The organism is Paludisphaera sp. (assembly GCF_037189885.1).
Classification (GTDB): Bacteria; Planctomycetota; Planctomycetia; order Isosphaerales; family Isosphaeraceae; genus Paludisphaera.
The window spans coordinates 1-25,705 of the sequence record NZ_JBBCIR010000063.1; the positions used below are offsets into that span (position 1 = coordinate 1).

Genomic DNA, 25,705 nt, shown 5'->3' on the forward strand with positions numbered 1-25,705 from the left:
CTTCTCCCCTCGTGGGAGAAGGGGGAGGTTCGCGACGGCGAGCGGTGGACCCGGATGCCATCCCGGAAGCGTCGGGTCGTCAGCCCGCCGGGAATGGGGATGCAACCTCACCCGGTTCACAAAGACTCGCCCCGGACCAGCCCAGCCGGCTGGCCCGTGTTAATTTCGGAATCATGAAATCCTCGCGACTCCCCCGCCGAGCATACGGGTGATTCGGAGGATCTTTGAAAATTCGCGAGGATTGATCCGGGGAGCGGCGGTCGCCGCGCGGTGCCCCGAGACGAGGAATCTTGTCCCCTGTCCCATGGAATCACTCGCCGGTCGGCCCGTCCGACGCGGGCCGACGGGGGCGGAGAAAACCGCTTCGAAAACGACGAACGAAGCCAACCCGCGACGGCCATAAATCGATTTCAGGTCAATGACTTATGACCGATCGCGGCGGAGGCGCGGTTGACGAACGAAGCCAACTCGCCGAGCCTTGTTGGGGTCACTCCGAGTACATGAGGTACTTGTCGCGGACGACCTCGAAGTCGGCGAGGCCCTGGATCCACAGGGCCTCGATCTGGTCGGGGCTCTTGAGATCCAGGATGGCCTGGTAGGTGGCCTGGCTGGTCAGGAGCGTGGGCATCCGCTCGGGCTGCCAGTGCTCCTTGTAGTCGCGACGGAGCGACAGCGCCAGGCCGAGGCCCAGCCGCATCGGGTCGAACGAGGCGCGGTCGGTGATCTGGATGTGGACGCCGCCGCAGGTCTCCCCCTTGTACTGGCGCTCGGTCGGGGAGAATTCGACGGGCGTGAAGCTCGCGCCGGGGATCCGCATCGCGTTCAGCGACCGGGCCCATTCGACGGGCTTGATCCAGGGCGCCCCGACGCGCTCGAAGGGGGTGTCGGTGCCGCGGCCGGTCGCCAGGTTCGTACCCTCCATCCAGCCGACCCCCGGATACAGCAGGGCCTCGGTGAGGCTCCGCATGTTGGGCGAGGGGTTGACCCAGAGCAGGCCCGTCGCGTCGTAGAGCATCGACCGGGTCCAGCCCTCGCAGGGGACGACCTCCAGTTCGGCCTCGATCTTCCGCTCGGCGTTGTAGAGCCTGGCCAGCTCGCCGACGGTCAGGCCGTGGCGGATCGGGATCGCGTGGTAGGCGACGAACGTCCCCTCCATCTCGTCGCGCATCGGCCCGCCGAACTCGACGCCGCCGATCGGGTTGGGCCGATCCAGGACGACGACCCCCTTGCCGCTCTCCTTGGCCGCCTCCAGCACCAGCCCGAGCGTCGAGATGTAGGTGTAGTAGCGGACGCCGATGTCCTGGATGTCGTAGACCAGCACGTCGAGGTCGGCGAGGTCCTCCGCCTGGGGCTTCCGCTTCTTCCCCTCGTACAGGCTGACGACGGGGAGCCCGGTCTTCTCGTCCACCTCGCCGGTGATCTTCTCGTGGTCGAGCAGCCCGCGGAGGCCGTGCTCCGGGCTGAACAGCTTCACCAGCTTCACGTCGGGGGCGTTGAACAGGACGTCGATGGTGGAGCGGCCGTCGGCCGAGCGTCCGGTGTGATTCGTGACCAGGCCGACCCGCTTCCCCTTCAGCGAGTCGAACCCGCGAGCGGCGAGGACGTCGATCCCGCACTTCACCGGCGGGGCGAGCGCGGCGGGATCGTCGGCCGGCTCGGGCTCGACCACCTCCGGGTAGGCCACGGTGCCGTTCACGGCGGCGGCGGCCAGGGTGGCGACGTCCCGGCGCAGGGCGGAGGGCGAGCCCTGGGCCTTCGGGTGCAGCCGGCTGGTCAGCAGGACGACGTGGACGCCGGTCTCCGGGTCGATCCAGACGCTGGTGCCGGTGAACCCGGTGTGGCCGAAGCTGCCCGGGCCGAACAGCTCCCCGCGCGGGCCGCTGAAGCCGGTGGCGAGGTCCCAGCCCAGCCCCCGGCGCTGGCCGGCGGGGGTGTCGCCGGGGTCGATCATCTGGCGGACGGTCAGCGGGGCGAGGACCTTCGTCCCGTCCTCGCCGACGCCCTCGGCGAGCAGCATCGCGGCGAACCTCGACACGTCCTCGGCCGTGGCGAACAGCCCCGCGTGGCCCGCCACCCCGCCGAGCGCCCGGGCGCGGGGGTCGTGGACGACGCCGCGGACGAAGGCGTCCCCCTCCTTCTCCGTCGGGGCGATCCGGTCGACCGGCGGCCGGCCCGGGGCGTCGCCCGCCGTCGGGCGGAAGTGGGCGTCGACCATCCCCGACGGCCCGAAGATCCGCTCGGCCGCGAAGACGTCCAGCGGCTTGCCGGAGACCTTCTCCACCAGCTTCCCCAGGACGATGAAGCCGACGTCCGAGTAGATGAACTTCGATCCGGGCTTCGCGACGAGCGGCAGCTCGGCGATCTTCTTCCAGGCCTCCTCGGGGCCGTCCTTGTAGTCGCCCATCGCGTTGTCGGCGATCAGCCCGGCGCGATGGCGGAGGAGGTGCTCGACCGTGATCCGGCCCTTGCCGCGGTTGTCCATCTCGGGGAAGAACTTCACGATCGGGTCGGACTTGCGGACCTTCCCGTCCTCGATCAGGGCCATGACCGAGGCGGCCGTGGCGATCGGCTTGGTGAGCGAGGCCATGTCGAAGATGGTGTCGAGCGTCATCGGCTCGGCGGTCGGCTCCACCGCCTTCTGGCCGAACGCCTTGGCGTAGACGGGCGTGCCGAACCGCCCCACGACCAGCACCGCGCCGGGGATCTGGCCGCCGGAGATCGCCCCCTCGACGGCGGCGTCGAGCTTCGCCAGCCGATCGGGGTCGAGCCCGAAATACTGGACCTCGAACCCATCCGGCCCCACGTCCTCGACGTCCTGCCAGCCGCGCGCGACGCCGCTGAACCCGACGAGCCCCGCCAGCAGCCAGGCCGTAATCCGCTGTTTCACGATCCTTGCACCCCTCGTCACGAAGCCCGGAACGACCCGGGCCTCGCGCCCGGCGTCGGATCGATGGGCCTCATTCTAAGAGAGGCGCGCGGCCCGCGACAGCCTCAGCGTTCCAGGATGCCGGGCCTGGGGAGGGGGTAGCCCTTGACCGCGACCTCGACCATCGGCCAGTCCTGGGCGGCGGTGACGACCTCGAAGCCACGGGAGTCGCCGCGCGAGTCGACGACGATCGTGTCCTCCGACCGGGCCGAGGCGACGCTGGGGCTCCAGCAGACGGCCATTCCCGGCTCCAGGGTGATGGGGCTGTCCGGGGTGAGGAGGGCCTCGCGGGGGGAGTAGCCGGTCAGGACGCCCTGATAGTCCAGGGTCCACTCGTGCGGCGCGTCGAACTTCTCGTAGATCCGGCGGGCGCGGCGGAAGACCTCGGAGACGGGCTCGCCGGGGCGGGAGAAGAAGATGCAGGTGGCGTCGACCATCGCGGCCAGGGTGTGGTTCGAGCGGAATTCCGGCTCCGGCGGCCCGAACGAGACCGTCCGCGTGACCGAGGCGCAGAGCCCGTGACGGCGGCCAGTCACGGCGACCGTCGCCTTTTTCAGGATGGGCGCGGCCTTGAAGGTCGGCTGGCGGAACCGGGCCAGGCGGTCGTCGCTGGCGACGCGGAGGTCGACCGGGGCGACCCCCTCTCGGATCAGGCGATGGGCCAGGTGGCCGGCGACGTCGGCCTCGCGCTCGCCGCGGTCGAAGTTGCGGCAGGTGGCCTCGACGGCGGTGGCCAGCGTCCGGCCCAGCTCGCGGAGCCGCTGCCGTTCCAGCGGGGTGAGCCGCCGGCGAAGCTCGCGGATCGCGTCGAGCGACCGCCGCCACTGGGGGCGGCACTCGGACAGCAGATCCCCGGCGACCCGCTTGTTGTGGCACAGCTCGGCCACCACCCGGTCGGGGTCGTCGAACCAGGGGCGTTCCTTTAGCTGGAAGCCCAGGCCCGCCAGCTCCTCCTCGAAAATCCGGCTGCTCTGGACATTGTCGGCGATCACGGCCCGGCAATTTCGATTGATGAACAGGAGGATCGCGCCGTTGTCCGAGGCGTAATCCTGGGCCAGGTCCCCACCGGAGGTGAACCATGCGATCGAGTCGGCCCGGCCCAGCACGAGGGCGTCCAGGCCCGAGCGGTCGAGGAACTCGCGGACGCGCCGATGCTTCAGCTCCACGTCCTGGCGACGGAGCGAGCGCTCCGCGTCGCCGTGGTCGCGGGCGGGGTCGGGGACGTCCGGCAGCGAGTCCTCCGCGGGACGATCGGCCGCCGTCTCCAGCACGCGGTCATAGACCTCGGTCGGCGGCTCGTCGCTCGCCGTCCAGCCGATCGAACCGCCGATGTGGAGCTCCGTCGACACGGCGCCGTCCCCCGTATGGGCGCAAGCCCTCGCCGCCCCGTGACGAGGCGAGAGGAGACCGAGGGCTTCCTAGGGATCGTGAGTCTTAATCGCTTCGGGAATGGTGCAAGGTATCCTTCCACCTCGCCTTCCCGATTTCAAGGCGCAAGCCCCTCAAATTCCGGCTGCCCCCCACCGGCCCAGGCCGCCCCGAGAAATTCCCGGACGACCGGGGCCAGGTCCCGAGGCTCCGGCGGCCCGACCCGAAGCTCGAAGCCGTGGCGGGCGCCCGGGATGACGACGAGTCGAGCCGGGACGCCGGCCGTCTCAAGTCGCTCTAGCATCTTCCGCGCCTGATCGAGGGGCACCCAGGCGTCGTCGTCGCCGTGGATCATCAACGTCGGGGGGCCGCCTGGCGTGACATGGGTTATCGGGGAAGCGTCGGCGGCGAGGTCGGAGGCGTCCGTGGGGTCGGCCCCCAGGAAGAGTTCGGCCGGCTCGTGCCCGAGCCGTCGCGACGCGGCGAGTTCGGCCAGGTCGAAGGGGGTCGAGAGGCAGACGACGGCGGCGATCCGGCGGTCTTCCTGGGCGGCCCTGGCGGCGAGGAGCCCCCCGGAGGAGGTCCCCAGCAAGGCGACGCGCCGGGGGTCGATCCGGTGGCGGTCGGCCCGATCGATCAGCCAGTCGACGGCTTGTCTCACGTCCTCGACGGCGCCGGGCCAGCTAGGCGCTCCGGGGCGGGCGAGCCGATAATCGACGACGGCGACCGCGAGGCCGTCGCGGGCGAGGTCGGCGAACTGAGGGCCGTAATCCCGCCGCGATCCCCCCGTCCAACTCCCGCCGTGGACCGCGACCACCAGCGGCCGGGGGGCGTCGGCCGGGCCCGGCGGCAGGATCAGGTCGAGCCGGAGCGGTCGGCCGTCGGCCTCCCCGTAGGTCGCGTCCCGGACGACGACCAGCCCCGCGAACGGATCCGCCGGCCGTCGCCAGGTCGCCCAGGCCGCCGCCGTCGCGGCGATCGCCGCCAGCCAGCCCATCGCGCGGATGATCGTCATCGCCCCTCCTTTATCCAACGTGGGAGCTTACCCGATGGCGGACGCGGAACCGACCCTCTCCCTGCTCCAGCGCCGCGAGATCGAGGCCCGGATCGTCGGCCCGCTCGTGAGGGAATTCATCGACGCATTCGGCCGCGACGAGACGATGGAGGTCGTGCGCCGGGTGATCGTCGACCTCGCCCGCCAGGGGGGCGCGGAGCTGGCCAGGTCCCTCGGCGAGTCCTCCCTGGAGGCCTTCGCCGCGACCCTCGACCGCTGGAAGGAGGGGGGGGCCCTGGAGATCGAGCTGCTGGAACAGTCGCCCGATCGCCTGTCGTTCAACGTGGTGCGTTGCCGCTACGCCGAGATGTATCGGCGACTGGGCCTGGAAGACCTGGGGTCCGCCCTCTCCTGCCAGCGGGACTTCGCCCTGGCGGAAGGGTTCAGCCCGGACATCGAGCTTGAGCGGACGCAGACCCTCATGGAAGGGGCCCCGTTCTGCGACTTCCGGTTCCGGCGGGCCTCGGGACCGACCGAGGAAGCGGGCTGATCTGCGATCCCTCGCCGCCCCCCGCTTGTCCTCCTGGTACAATGAGACGACGAGGACCATCCCGCCCCGGACGCCGTTCGCCATGCCAACCAACTATGTCGGCAATCCCGCGCCGCTTTTCGACCTCCCCTGCACGCGTCGTCCCGACCCCGCGCGGTCGCGGGCGCGGCTCTCGGACTACCGGGGGAGGTGGCTCGTCCTGTCGTTCTACCCGCGCGACTTCTCCGTCGTCTGCCCGTCGGAGTTGATCGGCCTGAGCCAGCGGATCGAGGAGTTCCGAGAGCGCGGCTGCGACCTGCTGGCGATCAGCTCCGACCCGCTGGAGATGCACGAGCGATGGCTCGCCACGCCGCGGGCGAACGGGGGGCTCGGCGGGCTGAACTTCCCGCTGGCCAGCGACGTCGGCGGCGCGGTCGCGTCGGCCTTCGGGGTCTACGACCCCACGCGCGACGTGGCCCACCGCGGCACGTTCATCATCGACCCGGAGGGGGTGATCCAGTATCAGGTGGTCCACAACCTGAGCGTGGGCCGCCGCAGCCAGGAGGTGTTGCGCGTCCTCACGGCGATCCAGTCCGGCGGCCTCTGCCGCGAGGAGTGGATGGTCGACGGCGCGCCCGTCGACCCCTACGCCATCCTCAACCCCGGGAACATCTTCTCGCACTACCGGCTGGACGCGGAGATCGGCGAGGGGTCGTTCGCGCGGGTCTTCCTGGCGCGCGACCTCCGGCTCGACCGGCCGGTGGCCTTGAAGGTCTTCCGGCCGGACTGCCCCGTGACCCCGGGCGCGGTGCTGGCCGAGGCCCGGTCGGTCGCGGCGCTCAACCACCCGAACGTCTGCACGATCTACACGGTCGACGACGCCGCCGGCCTGCCGGTGATCTCGATGGAATACGTCCAGGGCCGCACGCTGGCGGAACGCCTGGCCGAGGGCCGCCCGGACGTCGACGAGATGCTCTCGATCGCGCGGCAGATCGTCGGGGGGATCGGCGCGGCGCACGACGCGGGGATCGTCCACGGCGACCTCAAGCCCGAGAACATCATGATCGCCGACGACGGCCTGGTGAAGGTGCTCGACTTCGGGCTGGCTCGCCGGCTCAACCGGGTCGACCTCGTCCCCGTCGACGAGACCGGGGAGTTGGGCGTCGCCGAGAACGGCGGCGGGCTGTTCGGCACCCCGCGCTACCTGGCTCCGGAGCAGACCCGCGGCGAGCCGGCGACGCTCGCCAGCGACGTCTTCGCGCTCGGCCTGGTCTTCCACGAGATGGCCGCCGGCCGCCCCGCCTTCGCCGACGGCAACATCCTTCAGGTCATGGACAGGATCCGCAACATCGACCCCGACGCCCTGGCCGACGAGGCCGGCGAGCCGTTCGGCCCCCTGCTCCGCCCCATGCTCGAACCCGACCCTTCCCGCCGCGAGACCGACCTCCGCCGGATCGTCGCCGAGATCGACGCCGCGGAATGCCGCTGCCGCTGAGCCGAACCTACGCCCCGCCCTCCTCGGAGCCCCCATGCCCCTCGCCATCCTCGATCACGACGGCGTGCTCGTCGACACCCTCAAGCTGCACCAGGATTCCTGGGTCGCGATGGCCGCCGAGGCCGACCTCCCGATCACCTCCGAATTCGTCCTGGAGACGTTCGGGATGACCAACGCCATGATCCTGCGCATGGTCCTGGGGGAGTCGCTCGCCGACGCGGACGTCCTGGCCTACTCGGACCGCAAGGAGGCCATGTATCGCGACCTCGCCCGGGGTCGGATCGCCCTGATGGACGGGGTCCGCCCGTTCCTGGACGCGATGACGGCGGCCGGATTCGTCCTGGCGATCGGCTCCAGCGGCGTCCGGAAGAACCTGGAGCTGACCGTGGAGGAGTGCGGACTTCCCGGGCGGTTCGCGGCGATCGTCGCGGGGGAGGACGTGACGCGGGGCAAGCCCGACCCCCAGGTCTTCCTGCTGGCCGCCGAGCGATCGGGCGTCGCGCCGGGGGAGTCGATCGTCTTCGAGGACGCGCCGGTGGGGATCCGCGCGGCGAAGGCGGCGGGGATGCTCGCGGTGGGCGTGACCTCCAGCCACGACGAGGCCGCCCTGCGCGAGGCCGGGGCCGACGTGGTGGTCCCGGATCTCTCGCGGCTCGACCCCGAGGAGCTGCTCGCGCGGCTGGTTCAGTCGGGCCGGTAGGCGGGGAACTCGCCGGTGGATCCGGACTCGCCGGCGGGCATGCCGGCGACCCGCATGACCACGCGCCGGATCACCTTGCCGAGCATCGGCGCGGCCTTGGCGCCGGCCTCCAGGACGTGCTCGTGGCGGATCGGCGCCGCCAGCACGCCGGCCGCGGCGTTGGTCACCAGGGCCAGGCCCAGCACCTCCATCCCGGCGTGGCGGGCGACGATCGCCTCGGGGACGGTCGACATCCCCACGACGTCGGCGCCGAGTGCCCGGAGCATCCGGATCTCGGCCGGGGTCTCGTAGCTCGGGCCCGGGAGGCAGGCGTAGACGCCCGAGGCCAGTTGCACGCCCAGCCGGCGGGCCTCCTCCTTCGCCGCGTGCCGCAGCCGCCTGGAGTAGACCTCGGTCATGTCCGGGAACCGCTCGCCGAGCCGGGGGTCGTCCGGCCCTCGCAGCGGGTTGGCCCCGATCAGGTTCAGGTGGTCCGACAGGCAGACGAGGTTCCCCGGGCGCAGGTCCGAGCGGACGCCGCCGGTCGCGGCGGTGAGGATCAAGGTCTCCACCCCCAGCCGCTGGAGCACCCGCGTCGGGAACGTGACGGAGTCCAGGTCGTGGCCCTCGTAGTAGTGGATCCGCCCCTGGAGGATGATCGCCTCGGCGCCCTCGACCGACCCGATCACGAGGTTCCCCGCGTGGCCGGCGACGGTGGGCGTCGGGAAGTTCGGGATCCGCGAGTACGGGACGGCCCGCCGATCCGCGAACCGCTCGACCAGGTCGTTGAGCCCCGAGCCGAGCACCAGGCCGACCCTCGGCGTCCGGCCGCCCGCCGCGCGTCTCACGGCCTCGGCGGCCTCCTCGGCCCTGTCGAACAGGCCCGGCACATCGGGCGTGGGGCTCATGGCGATACTCCCGGGGCGCGTCGGGGGGGAAGGTCGCTGACGCGACCGATTATCGTCATCCCACCCCGCCGGCGACCAGCCTGTCGATCACCACGGGCGCGGGAGCCTCGTCGAAGTCGTCGTCGATATGATAGGCGTCGGCGATCATCTCGGAGGCCCGCTCCAGCTCGGCCTTGTCGTTGACCAGGAGGCTGCAGAGCGAGTCCCCCGGCTCGACGAGGTCCCCGACCTTCTTGTGGAGGATCACGCCGACGGCCGGGTCGATGTCCGAGTCCACCCGCGTCCGGCCGGCGCCGAGGAGCATCGTGGCCTCGCCGATCGGCCGCGAGCGGAGCCGGGCCACGCGACCGCCGCGGTCCGACGCCAGCTCGATCGTCCTCCTCGCCCTCGGCAGCAGGCCGGGGTCGTCGACGACGTTGGGGTCGCCCCCCTGCGCCGCGATCAGGCGGCGGAACCGCTCCAGGGCCGAGCCGTCGTCGACCGTCCGCTCGCAGACGGCTCGGGCCTCCTCGATCGACGGGGCCAGGCCCGCCAGGCGGACCATCTCGGCCGCGAGGTCCAGCGACAGGCCCATCAGGTCGTCGGGCCCCTCCCCCTTCAGGCAGGCGATGCCCTCCGCCACCTCCACCGCGTTGCCGACGGCGCGGCCGAGCGGCTGGTCCATCCGGGTGATCAGGGCGACGACCTTCTTGCCCATCGACCGGCCGACGTCGCACATGGTCTCCGCCAGCGTCCGGGCGTCCTCCAGGCGCGGCATGAACGCGCCGTCGCCCGCCTTCACGTCCAGCACCAGGCCGTCGATCCCCTCCGCCAGCTTCTTCGACATGATCGACGCGGCGAGCAGCGGGATCGACTCGACGGTCGCCGTGGCGTCGCGGAGGGCGTACAGGAACTTGTCGGCCGGGGCGATCTCCGCCGTCTGGCCGATCATCACCAGGCCGACCTCGCGGAGGATCTCCTTGTAGCGGTCGAGCGTCGCGTCGACGCGGAATCCGGGGATCGAACCCAGCTTGTCGAGCGTCCCGCCGGTGTGGCCGAGGCCCCGGCCGGAGACCATCGGGACCGACACGCCGGCCGCCGCGGCGATCGGCGCCAGGATCAGCGAGGTTTTGTCCCCCACCCCCCCGGTGCTGTGCTTGTCCACCTTCGGCCCCGGGATGCCGCCCAGGTCCACCACCACGCCCGACGTCATCATGGCCTCGGTCAGGGCGACGGTCTCGGAATGGTCCATCCCCCTCAGGACGATCGCCATCAGCAGGGCCGACCACTGGTAGTCGGCCACGTCGCCGCGGGCGATCCCCTCGACCATCCAGCCGATCTCGGCCGGCGACAGGGCGCCGCCGTCGCGCTTCTTCCGGATGACGTCAACCGCGCGGGGCATGGCGGTCCTCCTGGCCTGGTTCAAGGGGCGTGGAACGTGGCGAACTGGCGGTCGCCGGCGTCGCCGAGCCCAGGATAGATGAAGCCGACCTCGGTCAGCCGCTCGTCGACCGCCCCGACGTGGATCGGGACGTCGGGCATGGCCTCGGCCATGCGGGCGATCCCCTCCGGCGCGGCGATCAGCGAGATCAGCTTGAGCCGGGGCACGCCGGCCCCCTTCAGCAGCTCGCACGCCCGGACGGCCGAGCCCCCCGTCGCCAGCATCGGGTCGAGCACCAGGGCGATCGTCGCCCGCGGCTCCCTCGGCAGCTTGCTGTAATACTCGGTGGGCCGGAGCGTGGCCTCGTCGCGGAACAGGCCGATGTGCCAGACCTCGGCCTCGGGGATGAGATCCAGGATCCCCTCGGCCATCCCCAGCCCGGCGCGGAGGACCGGGACGATCGCCACGGCGTCCGCCAGCTCGCCCCCCCGAGCCGGCCCCAGCGGCGTCGTCACCGACGTCTCGCGGACGGCGAGGTCGGCCGTCGCCTCCGCCGCCAGCAGCATGGCCAGGCTACGAACCAGCGCGCGGAACTCCGGAGGCCCGGTGCGGGCGTCGCGCAGGGTCGAGACTTTCCGCGCGACGATCGGATGCGACGACGGGTGGACCGACGACACCGCCTGCCTCCTCTCCCTATCCGGACCCGGACGCTCGCCCGACGCGGGCGCGAGGGGACCGCGACGTTGGGCATTCTTCCCCAATCGGCCGGCGGAAGCCAGCGCCATGAGCCCCTCCCCGCGAGCATCCCACGGAATCACGCCCCCATCCCGTCCGACCGCGAAGGATGGGGTATGGTTGCCGTGGCCCTCGCGACGGCACCGCCCCTTTCTGGACGCATGGACAGGGAGTACAATGAGAGGGTCTAAGGGACTAGGGAGGGGGGACGGATGGGCCTGATCCAGCAACTGCCGCCTTCGGTGGTGAACCAGATCGCGGCCGGGGAGGTCGTGGAGCGGCCGGCCTCCGTGGTCAAGGAGATGATGGAGAACGCGATCGACGCCGGAGCGCGGCGGGTCGAGGTCTCCGTCGAGCGCGGGGGGAAGGACCTGATCCGCATCGCCGACGACGGCTCGGGGATGTCGCCGGAGGACATCCCGCTGGCGTTCCTGCCGCACGCGACCAGCAAGCTGCAATCGGCCGAGGACCTGCACAAGGTCCGCACCCTGGGGTTCCGCGGCGAGGCCCTGGCGGCGATCGCCGAGATCTCCAAGGTCCGCTGCCAGACCCGCCGGGCCGACGCCGAGGAGGGGTCGGAGATCGTGATCGAGGGGGGCATCGCCGGCCCCATCCGCCCCTGCGGCTGCCCGGTCGGCACCGTGATGGAGGTGCGCAACCTCTTCTACAACACCCCCGTCCGTCGCGGGTTCTTGAAGTCCGACTCCACCGAGGCCGGCCACGTCGCCGAGACCTTCGCCCGGATCGCCCTGGCCCAGCCCCAGGTCCACATGACGTTCCGATCCGCCGGGAAGGTCGTCCACGACCTGCCGGCCGTCGCCGGGGTCCGCGACCGCATCGCCGCCTTCTTCGGCCGCGAGATGGCCGAATCGCTCCTCTGGGTGGAGGGGAAGCTCGACCAGACCGGCCTCTGGGGCTACGTCGGCCATCCGTCGCAGAGCCGGTCCAGCACCAAGGGTCAGTACCTGTTCCTCGGCGGCCGGTACGTCCGCGATCGGAGCCTCTCGCACGCGCTCAACGAGGCGTACCGCGGCCTCCTGATGGTGGGCCGCAATCCCGTGGCGTTCCTGAACCTGGAGATCCCGCCGGAGGAAGTGGACGTCAACGTCCACCCGACCAAGATCGAGGTCCGCTTCCGCGACCCCCAGCGCGTCTACAGCCACCTCCTCTCCACGCTGCGGCAGACATTCCTCGCCAGCGACCTCCACAGCCGGCTCCAGCCCGTCCCGCCGGGGAAGGGGTCCGAGGCACCCGCGCCGGCGTCGTGGCCGCCCGCGTCGGCCCCCGCTCCCGCGCCCGCCCCTAAGCCCCCCGCGAGGCCCGAGCCGTCCTACGCGCTCGACTCCCCACCGACCGACCGCCGGGCGATCGCCTCGTGGTTCGAGCCGTCGAGGACGCCCGCGGCGCCGCCGCCATTCCCGGAGGGTTTCGGCCAGGCCCGGCCCCCGGAGTGGGCGGCCAACCTCCCCGGCCGGCTCGACTTCGCGCGGGCCGAGCCCTTCGACGAGTTCGCCGCCGAGCCGTCGCGGGCCGACGCCACGCCGCCCGCCACGCCGCCCGAGCCGGCGCCGGCGGCCGTGGCGTCGCCGGGGATGCCGGAACTCGCCCCGCACGCCAAGGCGATCCAGGTCCACGACAGCTACCTGATCGCCGAGACCAGCGACGGGATGATGGTCATCGACCAGCACGCCCTGCACGAGCGGATCATCTACGAGGAGCTGCGCAAGCGCGTGGCCGAGGGCCGCGTGGAATCGCAAGGGCTGCTGGTCCCCGAGCCGGTCCACATGCCGGCCGACGAGGCCGCGACCCTGCTGGAGCACGCCGACCTGCTGGCCACGCTCGGGCTGGAGGTCGAGGGCTTCGGCGGCGACACGATCCTGATCCGGAGCACCCCGGCGATGCTCCGCGACGCCCATCCCGAGCGCCTGGTGCGCGACCTGGCCGAGCACCTGGCCACCCAGCCCCTCCCCCCGACGCGCGACGGCCTGGTTGCGGAACTCCTGCACATGGTCTCGTGCAAGGCGGCCGTGAAGGCCGGCCAGAAGCTGACGCCGGAGGAGATCGAGGCCCTGCTCGCCCGCCGCGAGCTGGCCCACGACGCCCATCACTGCCCGCACGGCCGGCCGACCGCCCTGATCTTCACCAAGTCGGAACTGGAGAAGCAGTTCGGGAGGATCTAGTTCCCCGCCGACTCCCCCTATCGCCTCCAGGGTCGGTGGCGTAAAATCCACCCGGTCGGGATCGGGTCGGGGCCGACGCCGAGCGGCGGGGAGTGAACGGGTCATGGCTGTCATCTGTGCGACGATCGGGCGGGGCCGGCATTCGTCCATGATCGGGGAGTGGAAGGCGGCGGCGGCGGCCGGGGCCGACATGGTCGAGCTGCGCGTCGATTGCCTCCGCCGCGAGCCCGACCTCAAGCGGCTCCTCGACCAGCGCTTCACCCCCCTGGTCTTCACGATCCGTCGCGCCGTCGACGGCGGCATGTGGCGCGGCGACGAGGAGAAGCGCCGGGCGATCCTCCGCGAGGCCATCGCCCTGGGGGTCGATTACGTCGACCTGGAAGACGACGTCGCCGGCGAGATCCGCCGCTTCGGCAAGACGAAGCGGATCGTCAGCCACCACGACATGAAGAAGACGCCCGCGGATCTCGACGAGGTGGCCAACCGCTGCGGCGAGAAGGATCCGGACGTCGTCAAGATCGCCGCGATGGCCGGCTCGATGGCCGACGCCTCGCGGATCCTGGGGATCGGCCGGGGGGCCAGGTTCCCGACCATCGCGATCGCCATGGGGGAGGTCGGCCGCTTCACCCGCGTCCTGAACGCCAAGTTCGGGGCCCCCTTCTCCTACGTCGGCTACAACCCCGAGCGCGTCTTCGCCCCCGGGATGTTCTACCTGAACGAGCTGAGGAAGGATTACCTGTACCACCAGATCGACGCCGAGACCGAGGTCTTCGGCGTGATCGGCGACCCCATCGGCCACAGCCTGAGCCCGGCCGTCCACAACGCGGCCTTCCGGGCGCTGGGGCTGAACAAGGTTCTGGTCCCGTTCCTGGTGCCGAAGGGGGGGCTGGAGGCGTTCTTTCGCGACGTGGCGTGGATGGGCGTGAAGGGGTGCAGCGTCACCATCCCGCACAAGGAAGACCTGATCCCGCTGCTCCAGCACAAGGAGAACTCGGTCGACCGCGTCGGGTCGTGCAACACCGTGGCGATCGACGCCGAAGGGGTCCGAACGGGCTACAACACCGACTACCGCGCCGCCATGGATTCGCTGGAGGCGGCGATGGGCGGGGGCGAGGCCGGAGAGGCCAGCCCGCTGGTCGACAAGCAGGTGTTGATCCTCGGCGCCGGCGGCGTCGCCCGCTCGATCGCCTTCGGCCTGGTCCGTCGAGGGGCCGCCGTGACGATCGTCAATCGGCACGAGGAACGCGCGACCCGGCTCGCCGAGGAGGTCGGCTGCCGCTCGGCCAACTGGGGGGCGCGGGCCACGATCATCGCCGACGTCATCATCAACTGCACCCCCGTCGGGATGCACCCGAACGTCGACGACACCCCCCTACCCCCCGGCGCCTTCCACCGCTCCGGGATCGTGGTGTTCGACACGATCTACCACCCCGAGAACACGATGATGCTGAAGCTGGCGCGCGAGCGAGGCTGCTCGACCCTGACCGGCGTCGACATGTTCCTCCGCCAGGCGGCCCTCCAGTTCAAGATCTACACCGGCCAGGACGCCCCAATCGAGGCGATGCGGGGCGCCCTCAAGCGCAAGCTGGGATCCGTGAAGGACGAATGAGCGACTCCAACATCGACGACGGGCGGGGCCGGGGCGTGGTCCTGGTGGGCTATCGCGGGACGGGCAAGTCGACCGTCGGCCGCGTCCTCGCGGGGCGGACGGGCCGGGCGTTCGTCGAGGTCGACGAATGCATCGTCGCCCGCGCGGGGAAGACGATCCGGGCCATCTTCGAGGAGGACGGCGAGCCCGCCTTCCGCGACATCGAGGAGGCCGTCGTCCGCGACCTGACCGCGAACCACCCGGGGGCGGTGCTGGGGACCGGCGGCGGGACCATCCTCCGCGAGTCCAACCGCCGGATGCTCCGCGCGTTCGGCCTGGTCGCCTGGCTCCGCGCCGACGTCGCCGAGCTGGCGCGCCGGCTGGAGGCCGACGCCATCACCCGCGAGACCCGGCCGTCGCTGACGAACAAGGGGGCCGTCGAGGAGATCGCCGAGGTCCTCGCCTACCGGACCCCGTTCTACGAGGAGGTCGCCGACCTGATCGTCGAGGCCCAGGGGGCGGGGCCGGACGAGGTGGCCGGGCGGATCCTGGAGCGCTGGCCATGTTCGTGAGCTGGCCGCTGCTGGTCCTCCTGGGCTTCGGCGTCTTCTGCGTCGGGACGGTCGTCGGCAGCTTCCTGAACGTCTGCGTCTACCGCGTCCCCTGGCAGAAGAGCGTCATCTGGCCGGCCTCGCACTGCCCCCGCTGCCTCAACCCCATCTCCGCCGGCGACAACGTCCCCATCCTCGGCTGGCTCGCCCTGCGCGGGGAGTGCCGGACGTGCGGGCTGCCCATCGCCGCGCGTTACCCGATGATCGAGGCCCTGGTGGGCCTGCTGTTCCTGGGACTCTACGTCGTCGACGTCCTCCTGGCGGACCGGGAGACCTGGGGCCAGATCCCGGTCTCCTCGCTGGCCGTGCTGGCCTACCACTCGCTGCTGGTCTCGCTGCTGGTCGCGGCGACGTTTATCGACTACGACCTGCTGATCATCCCGGACGAGGTGACGGTGACGGGGATGGTCCTGGGGATCGGCCTGGGGGCCGCCTTCCCGTGGATCCGGCCCGAGCCGGCGACGGCCGCGACGGCCTGGGGGGGGCTCTGGGTCGGCGTGGTCGGGTTCCTGGTGGGCGGAGGGTTGACCGCGTTCATCAGGTCGAGCTTCTCCTTCCTGCTGCGGAAGGAGGCGATGGGCTTCGGCGACGTCACGCTGATGGCGATGATCGGGGCGTTCCTCGGCTGGCGGGCCGCGATCCTGACGTTCTTCCTCTTCCCGTTCTTCGGGCTGGCCCACGCCTGCTGGAAGCTGGCGAAATACGTCGGGAAACGGCTGGCGGGGCTCCAATCCTCGAGCGCCGATCGCGAAATACCCGCGGGGCCGTACATCAGCATGGCGGCCGTGTTCCTGCTGTTCTCATGGCGGTGGCTCTGGCCGCTTTGGGCGCGGAATTTGTTCGACACCTTCCACGCCCTGTTCTGGTGGTCGCTGGGGGTGGACGTCGGCCCGATGTTCTAGCGCGGAAACCGGGGGGGACGTCCGGGGGATCGGCGGCTACAATCCGCGAGGGGCCGGCGCGCCCCGGGGGAGAGCCTGGCGATGGCGTATCAATACAAGCGGCGACGGCCGTCGATCATCCGCAACTTCTGGGTCTACCGGCGGCTGATCGGCGTGGCGGCGCTGCTGGGCCTGATGCTCTGGTTCATCTGGGCCAACGACGCCGCGGTGACGGTCGCCTTCCCGTTCGGGATGGGGGCCTATCAGAGCACGCTCGGCGTCATCATCCTGCTGAGCGCCCTGTGCGGGTCGCTGCTGACCGTGCTGGCGATGACGGTCTTCTTCGCCCTCCGGAAGATGCGGGGGGAGCACGCCCCGGCCGATCCGGTCGAGGCTCGCGATCATGACGACGATCGGCCCCCGCCCGACTACGCTTCGAAAACCGAGGAAGGCTTTCGCAATAATCCGTGGTGATTCGGCCGAAGAATATGACCAGACCCCATCTCGCGCCCATCCCATCGGAAGGACGTCGTGGCCGGCCGAACGACTGACGCCCACCCCCGGAACCGGATCCCCTCGACGCGAGCACTCCTCGCGGCGCGGCTCGCCGTCTTGATGGCGGCGTCGGCGCTCGTCGGCTGCTCGGGACGGGGGACGTACATCACCGGCGGGCCTTCGTCGAGCCAGCTCAAGTCGAGCCTCAGCCGGCTGGAGTTCGAGAACGACGAGCTGAAGACGCAGATCGCCCGGCTGAAGGAGGAGAACCGCCAGTTCGAGGACCGGCTCGTCCAAGAGCAGCTCCACAACGGCGAGATCACCGCCCGGCTGGACGACATGCGGAACATGATGCGCGACCGGGGCTACGACGACCCCGACGCCGACGCCCCGCTCGCCCGCCCCAGGACGCTCCCCGCCGGCCGCTCCTCCCCGGCCCGGCGCAAGCCCCCCGCCGCCCAGATCTCCCGCTCGGAGGAGATCGACGAGATCCCCCCGATCCGGATCGAGGACGCTCCGCGATCCGACCGCCCCTCCTCTTCCTCGTCCTCCCGCCGCGCCCGACCCTCCCCGACCGACGAGGATCTGGGGCTCGGCGAGAAGGACATGCGCTGGACCCCCATCGCCCAGGGCGCGGCGCTCGACGTCCCCCCGAAGCGCTGAGGTCGGGCCGAACCCCGCGGCCGTCGTTGCCGTCGGTCGGGTGGTCCGGATACCATCAGGGGCCAGGCGACGAATGTTCGGAGGATCGAGGCGCGGCATGATCGTCATCATCGACTACGGGATGGGCAACCTGCGGAGCGTGCAGAAGGCGTTCGAGGCGGTGGGTCACGAGGCCGAGATCACCGCCGATCCCGACCGGCTCCGCTCGGCTTCGCGCGTGGTCCTGCCGGGCGTCGGCGCCTTCGCCGACGCCATGGCCGAGCTGCGCCGCGCCGGCATGGACGAGGCGTTCCGGGAGGCCGTCCGGTCGGGCAAGCCCTGCCTGGGCGTCTGCCTGGGCCTGCAACTCCTGCTGACCACCAGCGAGGAGGACGGCGAGCACCGGGGCCTCGACCTCATCCCCGGGAAGGTCGTCCGGTTCGAGCCCAGCCCGGGATTGAAGGTCCCGCACATGGGGTGGAACACGCTGGCCATCCGCCGGCCGATCCCGCTCCTGGAGGGGATCGGCGAGGAGCCGTCGGTCTACTTCGTCCACTCGTATTACGCCGTCCCCGACGACCCCGCCGACGTGGCCGCCACGGCCGACTACCCGGGCCCCTTCACCGCCGTCGTCAACCGCGACAACCTCACCGCCTGCCAGTTCCACCCGGAAAAGAGCCAGCGCGTCGGCCTGTCGATGTACGCCAACTTCGCCCGGCGGTAAGCCGCCGGAGTTGGCTTCGTTCGTCATCGCGCCGCCACGCTTGATTCGCCGCATGGCGTGACCCCATGGCGAGTTGCGTCGCGAGGAAGTTGGCGTCGTTCGTCATTTTCGAAGTGGTTTCCAATCGCCCTTCGGGGATGACGACGGCCCGCCGCGGGGGCATGGCGGTCAGCTGGCGGCGCTGATCCGCGAACAGTCCCTCTCCCCTTGGGGGCACCCTATGCTGGTGCCTCGCGCGCCGGCTGGCGAGACCCGGCCAAGCGCACGCATGCACCGACTTGCGTCCCGTAGGTCCGTCGTCCTTCGGCCACATGGGCACCGTGGCCGTTTTCGATGCCGTCGAATTGCCAAGGAGCATGGGAACCTCTCGCCAGTAAGCTCCGCGGGCCGGGCGGCGAGATTTCATGCTCTCGAAGAAAAATCCCGATCTGGCTCCGCCCGCCCGAGCCGCCTCTCCGGCGGGTCGGCCCTGGCGTCATCATCCCGCCCATCCGCGCCAGCGCCCGGAGGACTCCGGGAATCCGCGACGGAATCCGACCCCGCGACGAATCGTCGGCCATGCTCCACGGTGAAGGACCGCGCCCGGCGCGCGTGGGGACGAGGGATCGCCCCGGCGGGGACGGCCGAATCGTCGGAGGACCGGCCGATGGGGAAGATCGCGCGGCGACGTCGCCTCGCCCCGCGGGTCGAGGGGATGGAGGATCGTCGGCTGCTCTCCGGCTACACGCCGGCCCAGGTCCGCGCGGCCTATGGGTTCGACGGGGTCGCGTGGGACGGGTCGGGGCAGACGATCGCCATCGTCGCGTCGTACCACAACCCGAACCTGCTGTCCGACCTGGAGGTCTTCGACCGGGCGTTCGGTCTGCCGACGGCCGACGTGACGGTCGTGAACCTCGCGGGGGACTCGACCGACGCGACCTGGGCGGCGGAATCGGCCATGGATGTGCAGTGGGCCCACGCCCTGGCGCCGGGCGCGTCGATCGTGCTGGTCGAGGCCAGGTCCGACTCCGGCGACGACGTCCTCGCCGCCATCGACGTCGCGCGGAACATCCCCGACGTGACGGTCGTCTCGATGAGCTTCGGGTTCGCCGAATCGTCGGGCCAGCACGTTTACGATCCTCGATTCACGACCCCCCCGGGGCACGTCGGCGTGACCTTCGTCGCCGCCAGCGGCGACCATGGGGCGGCCGGCGGCGCGATGTACCCGGCCAGCTCGCCGAACGTGGTGGGCGTGGGGGGGACCGCCGTGACGCTCGGCCCCGGCGGAGGAGTGCTCTCGGAATCGCTCTGGTCCGGGAGCGCCAGCGGGCCCGCCCGATTCGCCGCGAGGCCGGGCTATCAGGCGGCGTTCCAGCCGGGGGCCAGGAAGACCACGCCGGACGTCGCGTTCCTCGGCGACCCGGCGACCGGCGTGGCGGTCTACCACACGCCGCCGGGCGCGTCCGAGGGGGGATGGCGGACTTCCGGCGGGACCAGCCTGGGGGCGCCCGCGTGGGCCGCCATCGTGGCGATGGTCAACCAGGGCCGCGCGCTGGAGGGGAAAGGGAGCCTGGACGGACCTTCCCAGACGCTCCCCGCGCTCTACGCCCTGGCCGGGACCGCCGCCTTCCGGGGCGTGACGAACGGCGTCTCCCCGACGGCCGCCGGGCTGGGCGTCCCGGACGTGGAGGAACTGGCCCCCGCGCTGGCCCGCGACCCGGCGCCGGAGCCGTCCGCGACGCCGAATGGCCGGGCGCCGACGCGTCGGCGGACTCCGCCCCCGAGGCGGCCGGCGACGTTCCCGCGGGTGGTCCGGACGCCGCCGCGACTCGGCCCCGGTCGGTCCTTGCGACCGCCGGTCGGCGCGGCTAGAGTTGATTTCAGGTAAGACCGTCTTTTCGTTTCGGTGAATCCCCATGCAAGTGATCCCGGCCATCGACCTGCGCGGCGGAATGTGCGTCCGCCTCCAGCAGGGTGACTACGACCGCGAGACCGTCTTCGGGGACGATCCCGCGGCCATGGCCGGGCGTTGGGTTTCCGAGGGCGCGGAGCGGATCCACCTGGTCGACCTGGACGGGGCGAAGGCCGGCAAGCCGGTCAACGTCCAAGCCGTGCGGTCGATCCTGGATTCGGTCTCGGTCCCCTGCCAGCTCGGCGGGGGGGTGCGCGACGAGGCGACGATCGCGACCTGGCTCGAGGCCGGGCTCGATCGGGTCATCGTCGGCACGCAGGCGCTGCGGGATCCCGAGTGGTTCCGTTCGATGGCCGAGAAGCACCCGGGGCGGCTCGTCCTGGGCCTCGACGCGAGGGACGGGATGGTGGCGGTCGGCGGCTGGCTGGAAACGTCGGACGTCCCCGCGGCCGAGCTGGCCGCGCGGTTCGACGGCCTGCCGCTGGCGGCGATCATCTACACGGACATCGCGCGCGACGGCACCCTGGAAGGGCCGAACCTGGACGCGACGGCCGAGCTGTGCCGCCGCGTGAAGACGCCGGTGATCGCCTCGGGAGGCGTCGGCGAACTCGCCGACGTCGAGCGGACGGCGAGCATCCCGGTGGCCGGCTGCATCGTCGGTCGGGCCCTCTACGAGGGCAAGTTCACGCTGAGAGACGCCGTGGAGCGCGCGGGGCGGGCGTCCAACCGCCCCTGAGCGAAGGCTGATTTTCGCGCCTCGTTCCGGGCGTCGAGACATCACCGGATCCGGATCGGACGGCCGCCGACGCGTCGGCTTCGGTCGCGCCCCGTCGCGCGCCGAGCCAGGCCGACGCGCCTTCGTCGCGATGCGTCGCTCACCCCTCTCGGAAGGACGACAGCCATGACAACGGCCTATCACGTCAAGGACATCAGGAACGTCGCGCTGGCCGGACATGGGGCGTCGGGGAAGACCACCCTCGCCGACGCCCTGCTCTACATCGCCGGCGCGACGCCGCGCAAGGGATCGGTGGACGACGGGACGAGCACCCTCGACTACGATGACGAGGAGAAGAAGCGGCACATCACGATCGACTGCAACCTCGGCCACCTGGCCTGGGACGGCCGCCAGGTCCACCTGGTCGACTCGCCCGGCTACCCCGACTTCATCGGCGGCGCCATCAGCGCGCTGGCGGCCGTCGAGAACGTCGTCCTGACGGTCTCCGCCCCCGCCGGGATCGAGATGAACACCCGCCGGCTGTTCAACGAGGCCAGGCGCCGGGGCCTGGGCCGGTTCATCGCCGTCACGAAGATGGACGCCGAGAACGTCGACTACCCGGCCCTCCTGGAGTCGATCCGCGAGACCTTCGGCCCCTCGTGCGTCCCGTTCAACGTCCCGGTCGGCCAGGGCCCCGAGTTCGCCGGCCTGGTCGACGTGATCCGCGACCACGACGAGGATCCCCCCGAGTGCCCCCTGCCGCCGACCGAGGCCTATCGGATGGTCGTCGAGCAGATCGTCGAGGCCGACGAGGCGCTCATGACGCGCTACCTGGAGGGGGAGGCGATCGGCGCGGAGGAGCTGCGCAAGGCGGCCCACGACGAGATCGCGGCCGGCACGCTGATCCCGGTCCTGTGCGTCTGCACCAAGAAGGACCTGGGGCTCAAGGAGCTGCTGGACCTGATCGCCGCCTGCGGGCTGAACCCGGAGGACGTCCACCGCTACGGCACCAGCGAGGAGGGGGCCGAGGAGGGGGACGAGGAGATCCTGCCGGTCGAGGACGGGACGCTGGTGGCGCAGGTCTTCAAGACGGCCAACGACCAGTTCATGGGCAAGCTGAGCTTCCTGCGGATCCTGGCCGGGCGGGTCGCGCCCGACACCACGCTGGTGAACCTCCGCAGCGGCAAGACGGCGAAGGCCGGGCACGTCTACGTCATGCAGGGCAAGGCGCAGGAGGAGGTTCCGGAGGCGATCGCCGGCGACATCGTGGCCGTCGCCAAGTTCGAGGACCTGCACGTCGGCGACACGGTGAGCAACGTCGGCGGCAACGCGACGGTCCCCCGCCTGCGGGCCAACCCGATCCACTTCCCCACGCCGATGGTCCCGCGCGCCGTGGTGCCGAAGGCCCGCGAGGACGAGGCGAAGATCTCCGCCGGCCTGGCCAAGATCGCCGACGAGGACCCGACCTTCACGATCCGTCGCGACGCCCAGACGCACGAGCTGGTCATCTCCGGGATGAGCGACCTGCACCTGGACGTCATCCAGCAGCGGCTGAAGAACCGCTACAAGCTGGAGATGACCACGCACATCCCCCACGTGCCGTACCTGGAGACCATCACCGCCCCGGCCGAGGCCGACCATCGTCACAAGAAGCAGACCGGCGGCCGGGGGCAGTTCGCCGAGGTCCACCTGCGCGTGCGCCCCGCCGAGCGCGGCAAGGGCTTCACGTTCATCGACGCCGTGAAGGGGGGCGTGATCCCGAACCAGTACATCCCGGCCGTGGAGAAGGGCGTGCGCGAGCGGCTGGAGAAGGGGATCCTCTCCGGCAACACGGTGGTCGACGTGGAAGTCGAGGTCTACTTCGGCAAGGACCACCCGGTCGACAGCTCCGAGCAGGCGTTCAAGACGGCCGCCGACTGGGCTTTCCGCAAGGCGTTCGAGAAGGCCCGCCCCGCGCTGCTGGAGCCGATCGTCTCGGTGGAGGTGACCGCCCCGGCGTCGTTCTTCGGCGACGTCTCGGCCGACATGTCCACCCGGCGCGGCCACATCACCGGCATGGAGGCGCTCCCCGGCGGCCTCCAGAGCATCCAGGCCGTCGTCCCGCTGGCCGAGATGCTCTCCTACGCCACGACCCTCAAGAGCATGACGTCCGGCCAGGGCGCGTTCACCATGGAGATGCAAGGCTACGAGCCCGTGCCGCCCAACGTCCAGCAGCAGGTCGTCGACCGCTACCAGAAGTCGCGCGCGGGGATCGAGGAGGAGTGACCTCGCGGCGATGATCCTGGCAAGACGATCTTAACGGCCTTCCCCCCTGGTGGGGGAAGGTGGCCCGAAGGGCCGGATGAGGGGGGGACGAGCGAGACAACCGGCGGAGTTCATGGGAACTTCCCCACGACCGACGGCCTGGGCCAAGCTCCGAACCCCGAGACTCGGCGGGTTGGCCCCCCTCATCTGACCGCTTCGCGGTCTGTCTTCCCCCACCAGGGGGGAAGACTTTCCACATCCGAGGCCGCCGGGATTTACCGAGAACTCTCGGCCCTCATTCCCCCCCCCCGGCCAGCTCCCGGTCCAGGTAGCCGCCGACGGTCGCCGGGTCGGTGTAGCCGTATCGGGTGAGCACGGCGGCGACGTCGTCGGGGCGGTCGGTCAGGATCGCGACGGCCTCGACCAGCGCCTCGGGGCGGACGCCCAGGAGCTGGTCCAGGAGGTTCCGGCGCATGGCGTCGGCGCGGCCGTCGACGACCGGGACCAGCAGCCGGCCGAGCCGGGCGGCGGCCGGATCCTCCTCGACCCCTTCCTCCGACGCGATCCGACGAGCGGCGGCCTTCAGGCCCTCGGGGTCGTTCCGCGCCCAGTCGAACACGCCGCGATTGAGCCCCAGCGGCGCGTCGGGCTGGAGGCCCTCGCCCCAGAACCGCTTGAGGACCGGCAGCGAGGACCGGACCCACTCCGGCGCGCGCGGCTCGTTCGCCCGGGGGATGCCGGGGCCGTCGGCCAGCAGGCTGAGCGCCCAGGCGCGCGCGACGGCCTTCGGCTCCGCCACGGTCGCCACGCGCAGGCCGCCGACCTGCGGCGGCGTCGAGGCGTACCACGGCTCCATCGCGAACAGCAGCCGCGTGAACGCCGTGGCCTTGGAGTCCTGCGTCAACAGGACGACGTGCGGGAACCGCTCGGCGCCGCGGCGGCCGAGCCGGATGTCCGGGCGCAGGTGCCCCAGGGATTGCAGGTCGTGGAAGACCTGCATCGAGGTCTCCGTCTTGGGGTTCAGGTGGTCCAGCTCGGCGTCGGGGGGCAGCAGCCGGTTCATGTCGGCGATCACGGCGGGCGTGAAGGCGTCGTACCAGTACGTCAGCTCGTAGCCGCGACGCCAGGCCCCCGGCGTCCCCCCGATCAGGGCGTTGTAATACGACAACTCATAAGGATGGATCGCGACGAGGGCGACCAGCGCCGGCGCGAGGACCGTCGCGAAGGTCAGCGACGCCCCCCAGCGGATCCGCCGCGCGACCGCCGCGCCGACCCAGACGGCCCCCCAGCCGGCGAAGCAGGCGAGGAAGAAGAACGTCGGCATCATCAGCCGGACGCCGTCGTGCGCCGGGGTGGGGAGCATCCGGAGCGCGGGGAGGGTCGCCATGTGGACCAGGAAATAGAGCGGCAGCCAATCGGTCCGCGCGCGCCTCAGGCCCCAGACGACGCCCGCCAGCCCGGCCGCCAGGATCGTCGGCGGGACGGTGATCGCCGCGAGGAACCAGCCGTTGTCCCAGGGGAGGCTGTACTTGTAGATCTGGCCGGCATAGAGGATCAGGATGTCCGGGAGGGCGCCCTGGCGGTCGTTGCTCAGGGTGTAGTAGTGCGTCATGCGGATCATCGTCTCGCGCCACCAGGCGGGGTTGCCGAGCCACCCCACCAGCGGCGCGAAGGCCAGGATCGCCGCGAACGTCTCCAGGCCGGGGCGGTCGACGCCCCAGATTCGACTGGTCGGCCGCCATCGCGCCAGCAGCCGACGCAGCCCCCAGACGGCCGCCGGGATCGCCAGCACCACGCCCGGCAGCGTGGCCTCCGGTCGCGTCCCGATCTGGAAGAACAGGTCGGCCTGAGCGGGAGGGGGCAGCCGACGCTGGAGGAGCTGGATCTCGACGAACGCCAGGCCCAGGATCAGGAGCATGGGGACGAGCGTGACCGCCGCGTCGATCCACGCGCCGCGGCCCGCCTTGCGGGTGAACGCCAGCGGGAGCCGGGTCGCGATCAGCCACGCCATCAGCGGCAGGAGCACGCCGACCGCCGCCATCTTCTCCAGGAACGCCAGCCCCAGCAGCACGCCGACCAGCACCCGCCAGCCCCGACCGCCGGGGTCGCTCAGGCCGTTCCAGAATGCCAGCGCCGCGGCCGCCCAGAGGAACATGCCGGGGATGTCGGTGTCCAGCAGGTGCGCCTGGCCGTACACGCGCGGCATCAGCAGGAGCGAACCCGCCATCACCAGCCCCGTCGCCGGCCCGTATCGCCGGGCGAGGAAATGGCAGCCGATGGCGATCGCCGCGGCGAACTCCAGGATCGAGCCCATGCGTCGCGAGGGGTAATCCTTCATCCAGTGGCCGAAGACGGCGTGCCCCGCGAGGCTCGCCTGGCCGGCGAGCGGCGGGTGGAAGTTAATGCCGTAGCGCGCGTAGGGCCAGTAGTAGAGGAGGGCGTCGGGGTCGACCTGCGCCTTCACGTCGTCCCACGACCAGACTTCGGCCCACTGTCGCCACCATTGGGCGGAGATCACCTGGCTGTAGCGGTAGGCCGGCTCGTCCCAGGTGACGCCGAAGTCGCCGGCGGTCGGGACCATGGCCGCCGTCGCCGCGAGGAAGACGAGGATCGAGCCCTTCCACGTCCAGCGCGGCCGCTCGCCCCCCTCCCCCGCCGCCGCCGTCGCTTCGCTCATCTGGATGTTGGGGACGCTCTCGGGCATGATCGATCCTCGCTCGCCTGATCGTTCCGGACGCCC

The 25,705-nt window shown here is 71.3% G+C and carries 20 protein-coding genes; 13 read left to right on the forward strand and 7 right to left on the reverse strand.

Going from position 1 to position 25,705, the window contains the following annotated elements; genetic code table 11:
- Window positions 1–487 precede the first annotated feature (487 nt).
- The 3 genes from WG209_RS17510 to WG209_RS17520 all read right to left on the reverse strand — a co-directional run bounded on the left by WG209_RS17510 (window position 488) and on the right by WG209_RS17520 (window position 5,309).
- Window positions 488–2,887 (reverse strand): exo-beta-N-acetylmuramidase NamZ domain-containing protein, encoded by a 2,400-nt coding sequence (locus WG209_RS17510; protein WP_337176369.1) that lies wholly within the window; start codon window positions 2,885–2,887, stop codon window positions 488–490.
- A gap of 104 nt (window positions 2,888–2,991) precedes the next feature.
- Complete coding sequence (locus WG209_RS17515; protein ID WP_337176370.1) at window positions 2,992–4,275, reverse strand: aminopeptidase P family protein; 1,284 nt, start codon at window positions 4,273–4,275, stop codon at window positions 2,992–2,994.
- Window positions 4,276–4,412: 137 nt separating this feature from the next.
- On the reverse strand, window positions 4,413–5,309 hold the full coding sequence (locus WG209_RS17520) for an alpha/beta hydrolase (RefSeq protein WP_337176371.1): 897 nt from the start codon (window positions 5,307–5,309) through the stop codon (window positions 4,413–4,415).
- Window positions 5,310–5,343: 34 nt separating this feature from the next.
- On the opposite strand from WG209_RS17520, the gene WG209_RS17525 reads away from it, so the two are divergent.
- The 3 genes from WG209_RS17525 to WG209_RS17535 all read left to right on the forward strand — a co-directional run bounded on the left by WG209_RS17525 (window position 5,344) and on the right by WG209_RS17535 (window position 8,012).
- Window positions 5,344–5,838 carry an L-2-amino-thiazoline-4-carboxylic acid hydrolase gene (locus WG209_RS17525; protein WP_337176372.1) on the forward strand — a complete coding sequence of 165 codons (495 nt, stop codon included), beginning with the start codon at window positions 5,344–5,346 and terminating at the stop codon, window positions 5,836–5,838.
- Window positions 5,839–5,920: 82 nt separating this feature from the next.
- On the forward strand, window positions 5,921–7,312 hold the full coding sequence (locus WG209_RS17530) for a redoxin domain-containing protein (protein ID WP_337176373.1): 1,392 nt from the start codon (window positions 5,921–5,923) through the stop codon (window positions 7,310–7,312).
- 34 nt (window positions 7,313–7,346) lie between these two features.
- A complete protein-coding gene (locus WG209_RS17535; RefSeq protein ID WP_337176374.1) occupies window positions 7,347–8,012 on the forward strand; it encodes an HAD family phosphatase in 666 nt (221 codons plus the stop codon).
- Here WG209_RS17535 and WG209_RS17540 read toward each other — a convergent pair.
- Genes WG209_RS17540 through upp form a run of 3 tightly spaced genes read right to left on the reverse strand, consistent with a single transcriptional unit; the run spans window position 7,997 to window position 10,936 of the window.
- A complete protein-coding gene (locus tag WG209_RS17540) occupies window positions 7,997–8,899 on the reverse strand; it encodes a purine-nucleoside phosphorylase (RefSeq protein WP_337176375.1) in 903 nt (300 codons plus the stop codon). The genes WG209_RS17535 and WG209_RS17540 overlap by 16 nt on opposite strands.
- Window positions 8,900–8,954: 55 nt before the next feature.
- Complete coding sequence (locus WG209_RS17545) at window positions 8,955–10,280, reverse strand: thymidine phosphorylase (RefSeq protein ID WP_337176376.1); 1,326 nt, start codon at window positions 10,278–10,280, stop codon at window positions 8,955–8,957.
- Between the two features lie 20 nt (window positions 10,281–10,300).
- Window positions 10,301–10,936, reverse strand: coding sequence for a uracil phosphoribosyltransferase (gene upp, locus WG209_RS17550; protein WP_337176377.1), 636 nt, complete (start codon window positions 10,934–10,936; stop codon window positions 10,301–10,303).
- Between the two features lie 270 nt (window positions 10,937–11,206).
- On the opposite strand from upp, the gene mutL reads away from it, so the two are divergent.
- The 10 genes from mutL to fusA all read left to right on the forward strand — a co-directional run bounded on the left by mutL (window position 11,207) and on the right by fusA (window position 22,986).
- Window positions 11,207–13,174: a DNA mismatch repair endonuclease MutL gene (gene mutL, locus WG209_RS17555; protein WP_337176378.1), complete on the forward strand. Its 1,968-nt coding sequence runs from the start codon at window positions 11,207–11,209 to the stop codon at window positions 13,172–13,174.
- 103 nt (window positions 13,175–13,277) lie between these two features.
- Window positions 13,278–14,783, forward strand: coding sequence for a shikimate dehydrogenase (aroE, locus tag WG209_RS17560; protein ID WP_337176379.1), 1,506 nt, complete (start codon window positions 13,278–13,280; stop codon window positions 14,781–14,783).
- Window positions 14,780–15,334, forward strand: coding sequence for a shikimate kinase (locus tag WG209_RS17565; protein WP_337176380.1), 555 nt, complete (start codon window positions 14,780–14,782; stop codon window positions 15,332–15,334). The genes aroE and WG209_RS17565 overlap by 4 nt, the downstream gene beginning before the upstream one ends.
- On the forward strand, window positions 15,325–16,275 hold the full coding sequence (locus WG209_RS17570) for a prepilin peptidase (protein ID WP_337176381.1): 951 nt from the start codon (window positions 15,325–15,327) through the stop codon (window positions 16,273–16,275). Before WG209_RS17565 ends, WG209_RS17570 begins: the two co-directional genes overlap by 10 nt.
- A gap of 81 nt (window positions 16,276–16,356) precedes the next feature.
- On the forward strand, window positions 16,357–16,728 hold the full coding sequence (locus tag WG209_RS17575) for a DUF1049 domain-containing protein (RefSeq protein WP_337176382.1): 372 nt from the start codon (window positions 16,357–16,359) through the stop codon (window positions 16,726–16,728).
- A gap of 57 nt (window positions 16,729–16,785) precedes the next feature.
- On the forward strand, window positions 16,786–17,412 hold the full coding sequence (locus WG209_RS17580; protein WP_337176383.1) for a hypothetical protein: 627 nt from the start codon (window positions 16,786–16,788) through the stop codon (window positions 17,410–17,412).
- Window positions 17,413–17,509: 97 nt separating this feature from the next.
- Window positions 17,510–18,115, forward strand: coding sequence for an imidazole glycerol phosphate synthase subunit HisH (hisH, locus tag WG209_RS17585; RefSeq protein ID WP_337176384.1), 606 nt, complete (start codon window positions 17,510–17,512; stop codon window positions 18,113–18,115).
- A 646-nt stretch (window positions 18,116–18,761) separates the two neighbouring features.
- Complete coding sequence (locus tag WG209_RS17590) at window positions 18,762–19,982, forward strand: S53 family peptidase (RefSeq protein WP_337176385.1); 1,221 nt, start codon at window positions 18,762–18,764, stop codon at window positions 19,980–19,982.
- A 28-nt stretch (window positions 19,983–20,010) separates the two neighbouring features.
- Window positions 20,011–20,742, forward strand: a complete 732-nt coding sequence (gene hisA / locus WG209_RS17595; protein WP_337176386.1) for a 1-(5-phosphoribosyl)-5-[(5-phosphoribosylamino)methylideneamino]imidazole-4-carboxamide isomerase — start codon at window positions 20,011–20,013, stop codon at window positions 20,740–20,742.
- Window positions 20,743–20,907: 165 nt separating this feature from the next.
- A complete protein-coding gene (gene fusA, locus WG209_RS17600) occupies window positions 20,908–22,986 on the forward strand; it encodes an elongation factor G (protein ID WP_337176387.1) in 2,079 nt (692 codons plus the stop codon).
- 274 nt (window positions 22,987–23,260) lie between these two features.
- Here the strand turns inward: fusA and WG209_RS17605 are convergent, their stop codons facing one another.
- Complete coding sequence (locus WG209_RS17605) at window positions 23,261–25,669, reverse strand: glycosyltransferase family 39 protein (RefSeq protein ID WP_337176388.1); 2,409 nt, start codon at window positions 25,667–25,669, stop codon at window positions 23,261–23,263.
- Window positions 25,670–25,705 lie beyond the last annotated feature (36 nt).